We start from the raw sequence: 14,968 nt of genomic DNA on the forward strand, positions 1-14,968 counted from the left end.
TTTGTGCCGTTCTACGTCATGGCGGCGGCTTTGCCAGCCCCCGTTGACGGGCGGCGGATCGGATCGGCCAGCAGGCGCAGCCCGTTCAGCACCACCAGCACGGTGCCCCCTTCGTGCCCGATCACCGCCAGAGGCAGCGGCAGATCCCAGACCAGGGCGCCCGTCACCAGCACCAGCATGGCGCCAATGGCGAAGATCAGGTTCTGCCGGATGATGCGCGCGGTGCGGCGGGCCAGGCGATGCGCCTCGGCCAGCCGGGTCATGTCGTCGGACATCAGCGCGACGCCCGCGGCCTGCAACGCCACCTCGGATCCGGCGGCCCCCATGGCGATGCCCACGTCGGCGCGCGCCAGCGCGGCCGCATCATTCACCCCGTCGCCGACAAAGGCCACCTTGCCCTGACCAGCCATCACCGCGATCAATGCCACCTTGTCATCCGGCAGCAGATCGGCATGGATCTCCTCGGGGCGCAGGCCCAATTCGGCGCCGATACGCTCGGCCACAGGGCGGCGGTCGCCGGTCATCATGGCCAGCGTCCGGACCCCACTCTGCCGCAGCGCCGCCAGCCCCGCCGCGGAACTGGCGCGCGGGCGGTCGGCCACCGAAACCGCGCCCAGCACCCGGGCCCCCTGCCCCAGCCAAACAACCGTCTCCGATGCCTCGTCAAAGCCCGCCAGCCCCTCCGCCTCGGGATTCGCCCCCATACGGGCCATCAGACGCCGGTTTCCCGCCCACAGACCACCATCGGCGGTCAGCCCTTCGCTGGGATGGGCCGTCACATTCTCCACAGCCACAGGCACCAACCCGCGCGCGATAGCCTCGGCCCGGATCGCAGCGGCGATGGGGTGTTCGGACTGCGCCTCGATCCCCGCCAGCAGGGCCAGCATTGCACCCTCGTCGCCCGTTGCGGCAATCCGGCGCACCTGTGCCTGGCCCGTGGTCAGCGTTCCTGTCTTGTCAAAGGCAAAGCCGCGCACTGCGGCAAGGGTTTCCAGTGCCGCGCCGCCCTTGAACAACACCCCGCCGCGCGCAGAGGCGGACAGCGCCGACAGAATTGCCGCCGGCACAGAGATCACCACTGCACAGGGGCTGGCGGCAACCAGCAGCGTAGCGGCCTTGTAAAGTGCGGTGTCGAACGGATGGCCCGACGCCAGGAAAATGCCCAGCGCCAAGACTGCCCCCACCAGGACCGCCACCGTATACCGCTGGCCGAACCAGTCGCTGAACCGTTCCGACGGGGCCCGCGCGGCCTGGGCCTCTGTCACCAACCGGATCATGCGGGCGACCGTGCTGTCGGACAACGGTCGCGTCACCTGCACCTCAAGCACGCCGGTCAGGTTCACCGTCGCCTCGAACACCTGATCGCCGGGCGCGCGGGTGACAGGCAGGGATTCCCCGGTGATGGTAGATTCGTCCATCGACCCGCTGCCCGTCACAACCCGGCCATCCACCGGCACGCGCGCACCAGGGCGCAGCACGACCACATCACCGGCCACAAGGCTGGCCGATGCGACCTCGACCACCTCTGCCCCGCGCCGGAGCAAGGCGGATTCGGGGCGCAGGTGCATCAGCGCCTCTACAGCCCGTCGCGCACGACCCATGGCGCGGTGTTCCAGCGTGCCCGACAGCGAAAACAGTGCCAGCAGCACCGCCCCTTCCATCGGGGCGCCCACGGCTGCGGCGGCCATGGCCGCGACGACCATCAGCAGGTCGATGTCCAGCACCCGGTCCACCACCAATGCCCGCGCGGCGGACAGGCCACTGGGAATTCCCCCGGCCAGATAGGCCGCGATCCAGAACAGGGTCGCCAGTTGACCTGCCCCGCTCCAATGCGCGGCGAGCCCGCCAAGTGTCGCGCCTACGGTTATCACGGTCAGCCAAAGGCCGACCCGGTCGGACGACAGGAGCATTTTGTTGCCTTGCACCTTGGGGCACTGGGTGATCACCAGCCTTGGCCATCCGCACCGGGTTTGCAAGGGCCGAAGTCGCCTTGCCCTGCCGCTGCCATACGCTAGAATACGCGGCAAAATGACGCCCGAGGAGTGCCCGGAGATGACCGCCCAGCCCACCCATGCCGCACCAGAAACCGAAACCGTCGCCCGCTGGAAGGTGGCCTGCGATGGCGGCGAAGGGGCGCTTGGCCATCCCCGCGTCTGGCTGGTGATCCCGGAGGAAACCGGCTGGGTGGATTGTCCCTATTGTGACAAGCGGTACGTTCACGAAAGCGCGGCTGGCAAGGCCGCCTGATCGGGCGTCCGAACCGTTGCCCATGGGTCAACGTGGTTGGACCCGCCGGGCGGGCCGTCAGACCGATTTCCGGCTGTGTGCCGGGCGCCCACCCGCCTGGCCCGAACCAGAGCCGCGCAACCGGAAAACCGGCCGCCCCGCCCGGTCTGTTCTGCATTCGGCAGATCACACACCGACAGGCCGCACGGCGCAGGGCACGCAGCCGGCACATACGGCTGTCTGAGGTTGCGCAGCGTCAGGATTGGCATAGGTTTCCCCATGGGTCGCCCCTCGCGGCCAGCCTGACGGTGGGCACTCTGCACCAGATGCAATGGCCTGTGCGAAAATCCGCAATGGGCGGCCACCGCGAAACGCCGTAACCAGATTGCCAGACAGGATATCCCGACTGGCCGCAGCAGGAGACCAACATGCCCCCCCTTCGCCGACTTGGCCAGACCGATCTCCATATTGCCCCGCTGGTGCTGGGCACCAACACCGCAGGCTGGACCGCAGACGAGGCAACCAGCTTTGCCGTGTTCGATGCCTTTCTGGACCTCGGTTTCACGGCACTCGACACCGCCGACGTCTATTCGCGCTGGGTTCCCGGCAATGACAGCGAAAGCGAGCGGATCATCGGCCGCTGGATGGCGGCGCGCGGCAACCGCGACCGGGTGCATGTGCTGACCAAGGTCGGGTCCGACATCGGTCAGGGCAAGCGCGACCTGTCCGCAAAATGGATCATGCAGGCGGTAGAAGGCTCGCTGTCGCGTCTGCAAACCGATTATATCGACCTCTACCAAAGCCACTGGCCGGACACGACCGTCGCGCAAGAGGAAACGCTCGAAGCCTATGATCGGCTGATCACCGCAGGCAAGGTGCGCTGGATCGGCTGCTCCAACTATGACGAGGCCTTGCTGACCGAGGCGCTGGCAGTATCAGAGGCAAAGGGTCTGCCGCGCTATCAGACCGTGCAGAACGAATACAATCTGTACAACCGCGGCGCCTATGAAGGCGCCGTCCAGCAAATCGTGCTGCGTGAAGGGCTGAGCCTGATCCCCTATTTCTCGCTCGCGTCGGGATTTCTGACCGGAAAGTACCGCAGCGCAGAGGATCTGGCCCAAAGCCAGCGCGGCAAGGGGGTCGAGAAATACCTGACCGACAAGGGCATGGCGATCCTTGCGGCACTGGACAAGGTGGCAGCCAGCACCGGCGCAACCCAGGCCGAGGTTGCGCTGGCATGGGTCTCCGCACAGGCCGGCGTTGTGGGGCCGCTTGCCTCGGCCACCTCGGTCACACAGCTTGAAAGCCTGGCGCGCGGCGCAAGGCTGCACCTGGACGCCGACGATCTGGCGACACTGACAGCGGCGGGGGCCTGACCCCGCCCGAAAGGGGGCCGACATGGCAGGTCTGAGCATGGGGCGCGTTGCCCTTGTGGTGCGGGACATCGACAAGGTGGGCGCATGGTATGAACAGGCGGTCGGCCTGCACCTGCTGCGGCGCGATGGGGAAACCGCATGGTATGGTGCGGGAGACACCGTGCTGCTGGAACTGCGCCGCGACACAGCGGCCCGGATGCGCGACCGGAACGAGGCGGGGTTGTTCCATACCGCGTTCCTTTTGCCTGACCGGGCCAGTCTGGGCCAGTGGGTCGCCGATGCCGCTGCCCGTCAAACCCGCGTGGACGGCGCTGCGGACCATCTGGTCAGCGAGACCCTCTATCTGACCGACCCCGAAGGCAACGGGGTGGAGATTTATGCCGACAGACCGCGCGAGGCCTGGACCCGCAGGGGCATAGAGGTGCAGATGGCCAGCGACCCGCTGGACATACCCGCCCTTGTGGCCAGCGCCGCGGGGAGAGAGGCATGGCAAGGCGTCCCCGATGGCACGGTCATCGGCCATGTCCACCTGCAAGCGGGGGCCATCCCCGACGCCGATGCGTTCTATTCCGGCGTGCTGGGCCTGGATCTGACAGCGCGCTATCCGGGCGCCAGCTTTTACGCGGCAGATGGCTACCACCACCATCTGGGCGCGAATATCTGGAACAGCCGGGGCGCCGCGCCGCGCAGCTTCCCCTCGACCGGGTTGGCAGAGGTCGAGATCCGTCTGGATGCCACGCGCGCCGCCGCTATCCGCGACCGGGCGACGGTGGCGACAGTGGGGGACAGGCTGATCCTGACCGATCCCTGGAACACCCCGATCTCACTGGTGACAGTGGGCTAGGCACGGCGGACAGGTCTGCAACAGACACCCACAGAAGACGCGCGCCTGACAGAATCGAACATGTCGTGGCCGGATATTGCGGCATGACGGGCTGCCCACCTGCCCTGCCTGTCCGAATCCAACTTGGGCGATCCACGCCAGCCGGGGCGCCCGGTCAGGCACGCCCCCGGCCATCGGGGCCGCTGCCGGGCACCGGCAACGGCCATGCAGGGCTCAACACGCGGCCAGCGCAGCCTTGGGCTGTGGCGTGCCGCCCTTGCGGAACAGGTCGAGCAGTTCCAGCCGACGGGCCGCCGCCTTTGTCGCATTGGCCTCTTTGACCGGGCCAAAGCCCCTGATGGTCAGTGGCAATTCCGCCAGCTCGCGCGCGACCCCAAGGCGATCTGGCGTAAGCCCTGCCAGAACCTCGGCCATGTCGCGTTCATACTCTGCAATCAGTGCACGCTCCATCCGCCGCTCGGAGGTCCGGCCGAATATGTCCAGCGGCCCGCCGCGCAGACCTTTCATCGCGGCCAGCACCCGGAACAGCGGCATGACCCAAGCACCAAATTCACGCTTTTTCGGCCGCCCGTCTGCATCGGTGCCGCCAAGGATCGGCGGCGCGAGATGAAAACGCGGTTTGAGATCGCCATCGAATTCGGCGCGCGCCTTGTCCATGGTGGACAGGTGCAGGCGGGCCACCTCGTATTCATCCTTGTAGGACAAGAGCTTGTGGTAGCCCTTGGCAACAGCCAGCCGCAGCGCGGGATCACCGATCCGGTCCAGCAGCGCCAGATACCGCGCCGCCAGCGCATCGTTCTGATAGACGCGCAGATGATCCGCCCGGAACGTCACAGGATCCACCGGATCCGCCGCAACCTCGGGGTGCAGCAGAGCCGCCGCCTGATCGGGGTGGGCCACCGCCCAGCGGCCAATGTCAAAGGCGCGCAGGTTCGCCTCGACCCCGGCGCCATTCAACTCGACCGCCCTGCGGATCGCGTCCAATGACAGCGGGACCAGCCCCTGTTGCCATGCCGCGCCGAACATCATCATGTTGGAAAAGATCGAGTCGCCCAGCACCACGCGCGCCAGTTCCGAGGCATCGAACAGCGCGATATTGCCAGCCAGCCGGGCCTGCAACGCCAGTTTCAGCCGGTCGGCGGGCAGGCGGAAATCGGGTTTGCGGGTGAATTCGCCGGTGACAATCTCGTGGCTGTTGACCACGGCCCCGGTGCGGCCTGTCGTCATCAGACCCAGCGTCTTGGCCCCGGCCGTCACCACCAGATCGCCGCCGATCACGGCATCGGCCTCTCCCACGGCAACGCGGACGGCGGTGATATCCTCGGGCCGGTCTGCGATGCGGCAGTGAATGTGGACAGCGCCCCCCTTTTGCGCCAGCCCGGCCATTTCCATCATGCCGGCCCCCTTGCCATCGACATGGGCCGCCATGGCAATGATCGCCCCCACGGTGACAACCCCGGTGCCCCCGACGCCAGTGACAACGATGTTCCAGGTGCCATCAATCGCGGGCAGCTTTGGCAGCGGCAGATCCGGCAGATCCAGCGCCTTGGTCGCCTGCTTTTTCACCTTGGCGCCTTCCAGCGTGACAAAGCTGGGGCAGAACCCCTTTACGCAGGAAAAGTCCTTGTTGCACGACGATTGGTCAATGGCGCGCTTGCGGCCAAGTTCGGTTTCTACTGGAACCAGCGACACGCAATTCGACTGAACGCCGCAGTCGCCGCAGCCTTCGCAGACATCGGTGTTGATGAAGACGCGCTTGTCAGGGTCGGGGAAGGCGCCGCGCTTGCGGCGCCGACGCTTTTCGGCGGCACATGTCTGGACATAGACGATGGCAGACACGCCGGTGATCTCTGCCATCTCCCTCTGGACGGCCATAAGTTCGTCGCGCAGGCGGAACGTGATGCCGGGCGGAAAGGAGGTCAGGTCCAGCCCCTCTTTCGGGTCATGGACCACGACAATGGACTTCACCCCCATCGCCTGCACCTCGCGCACGATCTGCTGCGCGGTCAGGCCACCTTCGTTCGGCTGGCCGCCGGTCATGGCGACGGCATCGTTGAACAGGATCTTGTAGGTGATGTTGGTTCCCGCAGCGACCGCCGCGCGGATGGCGAGCGAGCCAGAGTGGTTGTACGTGCCGTCGCCCAGATTCTGGAACACATGGCCGCGCGTGGAGAACGGCGCCTCCCCCACCCAGTTGGCCCCTTCGCCCCCCATCTGGGTAAAGCCGGTGGTCTCGCGGTCCATCCACTGCACCATGTAGTGACAGCCAATCCCCGCATAGGCCCGGCTGCCATCGGGCACGCGGGTCGAGGTGTTATGCGGGCATCCCGAACAGAACCAGGGGGTGCGCGCCGCGATCTCGGGCGCGTTGTCGGCGCGGCGGGTTTCCACGAGCCGCGCCAGCGCGCTCCGGATACGGTCGGTGCCGCGCCCTTCCTCGATCAGGATGTCGCCCAGACGTTCGGCAATCAGAATCGGGTCCAGCGCATAGCGGGTGGGGAACAATTCCACCCGGCGGCCATTCTCCCATGTGTCGCCCTTGTGCCAGCCATAGACGCGACGGCCGCGACGGTCGTCGAACAGCGCCTCCTTGACCTGCACTTCGATCAGCTTGCGCTTTTCTTCGACGACAATGACCAGATCCAGCCCCTCGGCCCAGTCGTGAAAGGTTTCCATATCCAGCGGGAAGGGCTGGCCCACCTTGTAGGTGGTGATGCCCAGCCGCTCTGCCTCGGCCTCATCAATGCCCAGCAGGTGCAGGCCATGGACCAGATCCAGCCAGTTCTTGCCTGCGGCCACCATGCCGATCCTTGCGCCCGGCTTGCCCCAGACACGCTTGTCCATACCATTGGCGCGGGCAAAGGCTTCGGCGGCAAACCGCTTGAAGTCGATCATCCGCGCCTCTTGCGCCACGGGCGTATCGGCAAGGCGGATGTTCAGCCCCCCAGGGGGCATGGCAAAGTCGGGGAGGACGAACTGCATCCGGTCGGGGCGGCCATCGACGACGGCGGTGGCCTCGATCGTGTCCTTCATGGTCTTGAGACCCACCCAGACACCGGCAAAGCGTGACAGCGCCCAGCCATATAGCCCGTAATCCAGAATTTCCTGCACCCCCGCAGGCGAGACCACGGGCATGTAGGCATCGACCATCGCCCAGTCGGACTGGTGCAGCGTGGTCGAGCTTTCGCCGGTATGGTCATCGCCCATCGCCATCAGCACCCCGCCATGGGGCGAGGTTCCGGCCATGTTGGCGTGGCGCATCACATCGCCCGAACGGTCCACACCGGGGCCCTTGCCATACCACAGGGCAAAGACGCCATCATGCTTGCCTTCGCCGCGCAGTTCCGCCTGCTGGCTGCCCCAGACAGCCGTGGCCGCCAGATCCTCGTTGAGACCCGGCTGGAACAGGATGTCATTGGCCTTGAGCAGCTTGTCGGACCGCGTCATCTGCTGGTCCACCCCGCCAAGCGGAGAGCCGCGATACCCGGTCACATACCCTGCGGTGTTCAGCCCGGCGGCCGCGTCGCGCGCCTTTTGCATCAGCATCAGCCGCACCAGCGCCTGGGTGCCGTTCAACAATACGGGCGATTTCTTCAGATCAAAACGGTCGTTCAGAGACACATCCTGCCTGCTCATCGGGCACCTCCCCTGCGGTCCGAGCAATTTTCACCATAATAGGTCAAAAAAGCTGACCTACAAAGCGGAAATTTCATCCCGCTTTCATTTGCAATCGTTATGGCTCGCGCATATCTGTCATGCGTCTGGCGCGGATCTGGAGACACAAAGTTACATCATGGACTGGGACAAACTGCGAATCTTTCATGCGGTGGCCGATGCTGGCAGCCTCACCCATGCGGGCGAGTCGCTGCACCTGTCGCAATCTGCCGTCAGCCGCCAGATTCGCGCGCTGGAGGAATCGCTTTCGGCGACCCTGTTCCACCGCCATGCCCGCGGGCTGATTCTCACCGAACAGGGCGAACTGCTGTTCGAGGCGACCAACGCCATGGCCAAGCGGCTGGATTCTGCGGCAGCGCGAATCCGCGACAGCGAGGATGAAGTTTTCGGCGAATTGCGCGTCACCACCACCACCGGCTTTGGCACCATGTGGCTGGCCCCGCGCCTTGCGACGCTTTACCAGCAGTACCCCGACCTGCGCATCGACCTGATGCTGGAAGAGCGCGTTCTGGACCTGCCCATGCGAGAGGCCGATGTCGCCATTCGCATGAAGGAACCCAGCCAGGCCGACCTGATCCGCAAGCGGCTCATGGTCATTCGGATGCAGATGTTCGCAAGCCCGCAGTATCTGGACGAGCGGGGGCGCCCCAAAACCCTGTCGGATTTGCGCAATCACCGCATCATCTGCCAGCAAACCGGCGCGGCACAGGTCGCCGCAGGGGCGCGGATGGTTCAGGAAGTTCTGGCGCACGAACCGGGTTCGACGCTGAAGGTGAACAACTACTTCGGGGTGCTGCAAGGTGTTCTGAACAATCTGGGCATAGGCATTCTGCCCGCCTATCTGACACCGGATTTTCCGCATCTGGAACGAGTCTTGCCCGACGTCGAATCAGAGGATGTGCCGGTCTTTCTCGCCTATCCCGAGGAACTGCGGCAATCGAAACGCGTGGCGGCCTTCCGCGATTTCATCATGGATGAGGTCATCGCCCACCGGCGCAGCGTTCGGGAGTGATCTTTCTGCGCCTGCAAACATTGCTGCGCCTGCACAAATTGCAGGTGCGACAAGAACTTGCACAGAATTCAGGCAAGACATGCACAAGGCACATATCGGCCATGCTGCGCCTGCGGCGACTTAACGCTTGAACGAGGCCGCACCGCCCCCTAAATGCTGTCTCGAGGGCAGTGATTGAGTTTCTCTTACTGTCCTTTACCTCCCTGTTGGACTTCGGCCGAGCGAAAGCTCGGCCTTTTTTTTGGCGATGCGCCTGACTGCTCCAAGTTTGGGCGCAAACATTGGCCGACGCCCCGATCTGCGGCAAAGTCTGCACCCCGGCTGCACGAAAAATCCCTGCCGCGCGCCCTTGCCATGCTGCGGATGCTTCCCCTTTGGCCCCTTGTGCCGTAAGAGGCGCGGCAACGCCGCTTATGGGAGTTGCTGCCATGTCCGAACCCGAGATCACACCCGACCTGGTGGCCGCCCACGGGATCAAGCCGGACGAATGGGACAGGTTGCTGGGCATCATCGGTCGCCAGCCGACATTCACCGAGCTTGGCATCTTTTCGGCCATGTGGAACGAGCATTGTTCCTACAAGTCGTCCAAACGCTGGCTGCGCACCCTGCCCACCACCGGGCCTCAGGTGATCTGCGGTCCGGGCGAAAATGCGGGCGTGGTGGATATTGGCGATGGCCAGGCGGTCATCTTCAAGATGGAAAGCCACAACCACCCCAGCTACATCGAACCGCATCAGGGCGCGGCCACCGGCGTGGGTGGCATCCTGCGCGACGTGTTCACCATGGGCGCCCGCCCGATTGCCGCGATGAACGCGCTGTCCTTCGGCCTGCCCAGCCACCCCAAGACCGCGCATCTGGTCAAGGGCGTGGTCGAAGGCATCGGCAGCTATGGCAACGCGTTTGGCGTGCCCACCGTCGGCGGCGAAGTGCGCTTTCATGCGGCCTATAACGGCAACTGCCTGGTCAATGCCTTTGCCGCCGGTCTGGCCGATGCCGACAAGATCTTCTATTCCAAGGCCAGCGGCGTGGGTATGCCCGTCGTCTACCTTGGCGCCAAGACAGGCCGCGATGGCGTCGGCGGCGCCACCATGGCATCCGCCGAATTCGACGACACGATCGAGGAAAAGCGCCCCACCGTTCAGGTCGGCGACCCGTTCACCGAAAAGCGTCTGCTGGAGGCCTGCCTGGAACTGATGGCCTCTGGCGCCGTGATCTCTATTCAGGACATGGGCGCCGCTGGGTTGACCTGTTCGGCGGTGGAGATGGGCGACAAGGGCGGGCTGGGCATCAAGCTGCAACTGGACCACGTGCCCCAGCGCGAACGCGGCATGAACGCCTATGAGATGATGCTGTCCGAAAGCCAGGAGCGGATGCTCATGGTGCTGAAGCCGGAAAAAGAGGCCGAAGCGCGGGCGATCTTTGTCAAATGGGATCTGGATTTCGCCATTGTGGGCGAAACCATCCCCGAGGATCGATTCCTGATCCTGCACGGCAACGAGATAAAAGCCGACCTGCCGCTGTCCAAACTGTCGTCCAGCGCGCCGGAATATGACCGGCCCTGGGTGGAAACACCGGCCGCCGCGCCGCTGGGTCCGATCCCCAAGGCTGACCCGATGGATGCGCTCAAGGCGCTGATCACCTCGCCCAGCTACGCGCACAAGGGCTGGGTCTGGGAACAGTATGACAGCCAGGTCGGCGCCGACACGCTGGTCACTCCGGGCCTGCCTGCTGGCGTGGTGCGCGTGCATGGAACCGGCAAGGCGCTGGCCTTTACCAGCGACGTGACGCCCCGCTATGTCAAGGCCAACCCGTTCGAGGGCGGCAAGCAGGCAGTGGCCGAAGCCTATCGCAACCTGACCGCCATGGGCGCCCTGCCGCTGGCCAGCACCGACAACCTGAACTTCGGCAATCCCGAAAAGCCAGAGATCATGGGCCAGTTCGTCGGCGCCATCAAAGGCATCGGGGCCGCCGTCGCCGCGCTGGACATGCCGATCGTGTCGGGCAACGTCTCGCTTTATAACGAAACCGATGGCCAGCCCATCCTGCCCACCCCCACCATCGGCGCTGTCGGCTTGCTGGCCAGCCTGGACGAGTTGATCGCAGGCAAACCCGACACCGGCGACGTGGCCCTGATGGTCGGCGCCTGCCACGGCCACCTTGGCCAGTCGGCCTTGCTGGCGGAATTCTGGGGCCGCGAGGATGGGGATGCGCCTGCGGTGGATCTTGCAGCAGAGCGGCGCAACGGGGACTTCCTGCGGGCCAATCGCGCGCTGATCCGCGCCGCGACCGATCTGTCCGACGGTGGATTGGCGCTGGCCGCATTCGAAATGGCGGAGGATGCGGGCGTTGGCGTCGCGTTGGACGATGGCGCCCTGCCCTGGCTGTTCGGCGAGGATCAGGCGCGCTATCTGGTCGCCTGCACGGTGGAAGACGCCAAGGCGCTCATTGACGCGGCATCGGCGGCGGGCGTGCCTGTGCAGCCGGTCGGACGATTTGGTGGCGGCTACATGCGCATGGGCAATGCCGAAGCCCCGCTGACAGAACTGTCGCGCCTCTATCGCAGCGCCTTTGCCACCGCGATCGGCGACGTCTGACGCAGCCTGCCCAGAACAGGCTCTGACTGGCCGCTGCCCGTGACGGCGGCCAGAACGATCCTGGCGCGCTCAAGGGCTGACGCCATCAATATCGCCCCAGGCTGTCGCGCCAGCGCCGGGAACGCAATGATCCGCACCCGGAATCGCACCGCATCCCTGCCGGGCCGAATGCTGCAAGCCCCTGGCCAAAACCGCCTCGGATGCGGGCAACGATGCCCCCCCTGAACACGGGCATTGCCCCAATGCCCTTATTTTGACTAAGGTGGCCTCATCTTCTGACACGAGGTGATAGCATGAAACGCGTTCTTCTGGCCTGTGCAACGGCCCTTTTTGCCACTCCGGTCTTTGCTGCGGGCTGGACAGTCGATGATCTTGGATCGATGGCAGAACGATCCGCCTGCATGACGCGGGCAGAAGCCACGATGAAGAAATACTTCGCGCAGCATGGCGGCAAGGAAAGCATCGGCAAAAGCGAATGGACGCTGGGCGGCTATGGGTTGCGCGGCTCGGTCGTCAACGGCCTGATCATCTGCCCGATCGAGGCGGGCCTTGTTGCGCCATTTCTGATTGTACACAACACAGACAGCGACAATGACGCGCGCAAGATCGTTGCCGACCGGCTCAAGGCGATCTGGCAAGCGCAGCCCTGATCCGGCTTCCAGCGCGGGGCAATTTCGGGCACAAGGGCGATCAAATCGAAGGAAGTCTCATGCCCGAATCCCGCGCCCCGCGCCTGTGCGTTCTGATTGACGCCGACAACGTGCCCGCCAGTTATGCCGAGGCAATTTTCGAGGAAGTTGCCACCTTGGGCGAGGCATCGGTTCGCCGTATCTATGGTGACTGGTCAGCCCAGCGGCTGAACAAATGGGCGGAAAAGGTGGCCGCCCTCGGTCTGGTCGCCGATCAGCAGTTTTCCAATACAAGGGGCAAGAACGCCTCTGACATCGGGCTGGTGATCTCGGCGATGGATTTCCTGCATTCCGGCCTGTTCGACGGCTTTGTGCTGGTTTCGTCCGACAGCGATTTCACCCGGCTCGCCGCGCGGATCCGCGAACAGGGGCTCGATGTCTACGGTATCGGGGAAAAGAAGACGCCCGAGGCTTTTCGCATGGCCTGCAAGCGCTTCATCTATGTCGAGAACCTCGGGCCTTCGGAACCCCTGCGCATGTCCACCCCGCAGGCCACCCCGGAGCCTGCGCGCGCACCCGGTGGAAAAGAGGCGCCGACCGTCGCCATCCCGTTGATCGTTTCAGCGATGCGCGCGATCGACCCCGACGGCGAATGGTATTCCCTGGGCCAGATCGGCCAGTTCATCACCCAGGCCAACCCTGATTTCGACACCCGCACCTATGGCGCGGCAAAACTGTCGGATCTGATGCGCAAACTCCCCCGGTTCGAAGTGCAACAAGGCCCCGGCGGCCAGTTGCAGGCGCGCGATGTGACCTGACGCTCCGCCGCAGCGACGGGGGGCCGCTGCGCCCCCCCATCGCCGCATTTCCGGGATCAACAGGATAATGCTGCAAGTCGCATGACCGCGCTTGCAGCACTGGTCTGGCGTCGACTGCAGGAACTGTCTGGTAGCCGACACCACGGGCAACAACCTCCCCGCCGCGCGCTGACGGTTGCCACGCCGAAGGCCACCTGAGCAGATCACAGGCTGGTCAAACGCGGACAATCAGAACAGATCCGGAACGCCGAAGCCATCACCGGCAGGATAACCGCTTGACGCCCACGCCAGAAGAACCTAATCAGACCGAGGCTCCGGCGGGTTGGCGGAGAGGTTACGCAGCGGATTGCAAATCCGTGAAGACCGGTTCGATTCCGGTACCCGCCTCCATATCTTTTCAATGCCTTGCGAGACGTGCCCCATTGCGCGGGGTACTCCGTTTACAGGGGCGTTTACAGTTTTGTTCACGCTGCGCCCCCTTTTGCGTGCGCCAGCTTCACCAAGACAGCGTCGGTTTCGTCCGGGGAAACACGAGCATAGTGCTCGATCACGTGGGCCGCGTAGCGAACAGACCAGCCCATGTGGTTGGCGATCTCGGCAGGCGACTGTAGCGGCGCGCCAGCTTCCGGACGGAGGTGTATCAGCTTCCGGACAGAAATTTTGGCAGGAGTGTCAGGAACCAGCGCCGCCCCCGGATCCTGACATCCCCCTTACTCTGCCTCCGCCTCCTGCAGCCTGACATCGACCCAGCGCCCGCCGGGCACGTCCATCGGTGCACCTGCGATCCAGAGGCCATTGTCCCAGACCGGCTCCGCGATGGCGATGGTCAGCACGCCATCCGCCCAGCCGGTGGCCACATGCACCAGACGATTGCCGTTGTGATCGCGGGGCACCTCGATCTGCCAGCCGGATTGCGCGAGGCCAAGGCTGCCGGTGATCTGGTAGACTCCGATCCCGCTGCGGGTGATGGCAACGCCGCTGGCGTCCGAGTTGACCGCGCCATCGCCTGCCGCCGCAAAGCCCTGGCCTGTGTCGGCCCCACCGCCCACGCGGGCAATGGGCGAGGCTGATTTCACAAAGCCGTTGCCATCCACAGTGGTGTTGGCCGTGTTGCGCACCTGGTGCCAGCTGCTCCAGGTGCCATTCGCGTAGCGGCGGATCCAGATCTCGTCCGGGTTGGCCGCAGCCACCCGCATGGCGCGCAGGGTAAAGAACGTCGAATTGAACCGCTCGACCACGACGATGCCGAAGTTGCCGCTGGCATAGCCCGGCGGCATGTCGGCCTGTTCGGTCGTGGTGGCCCCAAAGACATAGACCCCGCTCGGCGCATCCGTGCGCGTCCACGAACCGATGTTCGCCGGGGCGCTCGACAGCGACCCCCAGCCAAAATCCGCCGTCTTCATCAGCCGGTTGGCCGTGGCATCGGTCGAAGACTGGGTCACGGCCGTGCCTGCAAGCACGCCATTGACGGTCAGGTTCCCCGCCAGCGTATAGGCGGTTCCGGCCCGGCTGAGCGCGGTGCCGCCCAGCAGGCCGCGCGCCTGGCTGGTCAGGTCTGCCAGCGCCATGGCATTGGCGCCAGAGAAATACGGCAGCTTGTTCGCCGCCGAGGCCAGACCCGCAAGGCTGGTCAGCGTGCCATTGCCCAGGGCATTCATCAGCGTATTGGCCGCGACCAGGGCCTGCGCTTCGGCAAGGCGACCGGGGGGCAATGGCGATGGTGGACATCAGTTGGCCGCGACGCGGCCCGCGAGGGCGACCATCGCGGTCTTGCGACCACGACGTTGCGCCAGT

Annotated in this window: 10 protein-coding genes and 1 tRNA gene; 8 read left to right on the forward strand and 3 right to left on the reverse strand. The window is 65.1% G+C overall.

The window, feature by feature from the left end; genetic code table 11:
• Window positions 1-11: 11 nt before the first annotated feature.
• Complete coding sequence (locus tag BW970_RS06875) at window positions 12-1,910, reverse strand: heavy metal translocating P-type ATPase (protein WP_076529660.1); 1,899 nt, start codon at window positions 1,908-1,910, stop codon at window positions 12-14.
• A gap of 142 nt (window positions 1,911-2,052) precedes the next feature.
• On the opposite strand from BW970_RS06875, the gene BW970_RS06880 reads away from it, so the two are divergent.
• The 3 genes from BW970_RS06880 to BW970_RS06890 all read left to right on the forward strand — a co-directional run bounded on the left by BW970_RS06880 (window position 2,053) and on the right by BW970_RS06890 (window position 4,446).
• Window positions 2,053-2,247 carry a zinc-finger domain-containing protein gene (locus BW970_RS06880; protein WP_076529661.1) on the forward strand — a complete coding sequence of 65 codons (195 nt, stop codon included), beginning with the start codon at window positions 2,053-2,055 and terminating at the stop codon, window positions 2,245-2,247.
• A gap of 407 nt (window positions 2,248-2,654) precedes the next feature.
• Entirely contained in the window at window positions 2,655-3,602 is a 948-nt protein-coding gene (locus BW970_RS06885; RefSeq protein WP_076529662.1) for an aldo/keto reductase, read from the forward strand.
• A gap of 22 nt (window positions 3,603-3,624) precedes the next feature.
• Window positions 3,625-4,446 carry a VOC family protein gene (locus tag BW970_RS06890; RefSeq protein ID WP_076529663.1) on the forward strand — a complete coding sequence of 274 codons (822 nt, stop codon included), beginning with the start codon at window positions 3,625-3,627 and terminating at the stop codon, window positions 4,444-4,446.
• Between the two features lie 213 nt (window positions 4,447-4,659).
• Here the strand turns inward: BW970_RS06890 and BW970_RS06895 are convergent, their stop codons facing one another.
• A complete protein-coding gene (locus BW970_RS06895) occupies window positions 4,660-8,082 on the reverse strand; it encodes an indolepyruvate ferredoxin oxidoreductase family protein (protein WP_076529664.1) in 3,423 nt (1,140 codons plus the stop codon).
• Between the two features lie 157 nt (window positions 8,083-8,239).
• On the opposite strand from BW970_RS06895, the gene BW970_RS06900 reads away from it, so the two are divergent.
• From BW970_RS06900 to BW970_RS06920, 5 genes are all read left to right on the forward strand, one after another.
• Entirely contained in the window at window positions 8,240-9,133 is an 894-nt protein-coding gene (locus BW970_RS06900) for a LysR family transcriptional regulator (protein WP_076529665.1), read from the forward strand.
• Between the two features lie 428 nt (window positions 9,134-9,561).
• Window positions 9,562-11,727, forward strand: a complete 2,166-nt coding sequence (gene purL, locus BW970_RS06905) for a phosphoribosylformylglycinamidine synthase subunit PurL (RefSeq protein ID WP_076529666.1) — start codon at window positions 9,562-9,564, stop codon at window positions 11,725-11,727.
• A gap of 293 nt (window positions 11,728-12,020) precedes the next feature.
• A complete protein-coding gene (locus BW970_RS06910; protein ID WP_076529667.1) occupies window positions 12,021-12,377 on the forward strand; it encodes a hypothetical protein in 357 nt (118 codons plus the stop codon).
• A 59-nt stretch (window positions 12,378-12,436) separates the two neighbouring features.
• Window positions 12,437-13,174: an NYN domain-containing protein gene (locus tag BW970_RS06915; RefSeq protein WP_076529668.1), complete on the forward strand. Its 738-nt coding sequence runs from the start codon at window positions 12,437-12,439 to the stop codon at window positions 13,172-13,174.
• Between the two features lie 316 nt (window positions 13,175-13,490).
• Window positions 13,491-13,564 (forward strand) — tRNA-Cys (locus tag BW970_RS06920).
• 320 nt (window positions 13,565-13,884) lie between these two features.
• On the opposite strand, the gene BW970_RS06925 is transcribed toward BW970_RS06920, so the two are convergent.
• On the reverse strand, window positions 13,885-14,886 hold the full coding sequence (locus BW970_RS06925; RefSeq protein ID WP_076529669.1) for a pyocin knob domain-containing protein: 1,002 nt from the start codon (window positions 14,884-14,886) through the stop codon (window positions 13,885-13,887).
• Window positions 14,887-14,968: the final 82 nt, after the last annotated feature.

Origin of the sequence: Gemmobacter megaterium (assembly GCF_900156815.1) — a bacterium.
Lineage (GTDB): Bacteria > Pseudomonadota > Alphaproteobacteria > Rhodobacterales > Rhodobacteraceae > Wagnerdoeblera > Wagnerdoeblera megaterium.

Coding starts and splice junctions, on each gene's coding strand:
- BW970_RS06875 (WP_076529660.1), bottom strand. CDS start 1,910: ATGCTCCTGTCGTCCGACCGGGTCGGCCTTTGGCTGACCGTGATAACC.
- BW970_RS06880 (WP_076529661.1), top strand. CDS start 2,053: ATGACCGCCCAGCCCACCCATGCCGCACCAGAAACCGAAACCGTCGCC.
- BW970_RS06885 (WP_076529662.1), top strand. CDS start 2,655: ATGCCCCCCCTTCGCCGACTTGGCCAGACCGATCTCCATATTGCCCCG.
- BW970_RS06890 (WP_076529663.1), top strand. CDS start 3,625: ATGGCAGGTCTGAGCATGGGGCGCGTTGCCCTTGTGGTGCGGGACATC.
- BW970_RS06895 (WP_076529664.1), bottom strand. CDS start 8,082: ATGAGCAGGCAGGATGTGTCTCTGAACGACCGTTTTGATCTGAAGAAA.
- BW970_RS06900 (WP_076529665.1), top strand. CDS start 8,240: ATGGACTGGGACAAACTGCGAATCTTTCATGCGGTGGCCGATGCTGGC.
- purL (WP_076529666.1), top strand. CDS start 9,562: ATGTCCGAACCCGAGATCACACCCGACCTGGTGGCCGCCCACGGGATC.
- BW970_RS06910 (WP_076529667.1), top strand. CDS start 12,021: ATGAAACGCGTTCTTCTGGCCTGTGCAACGGCCCTTTTTGCCACTCCG.
- BW970_RS06915 (WP_076529668.1), top strand. CDS start 12,437: ATGCCCGAATCCCGCGCCCCGCGCCTGTGCGTTCTGATTGACGCCGAC.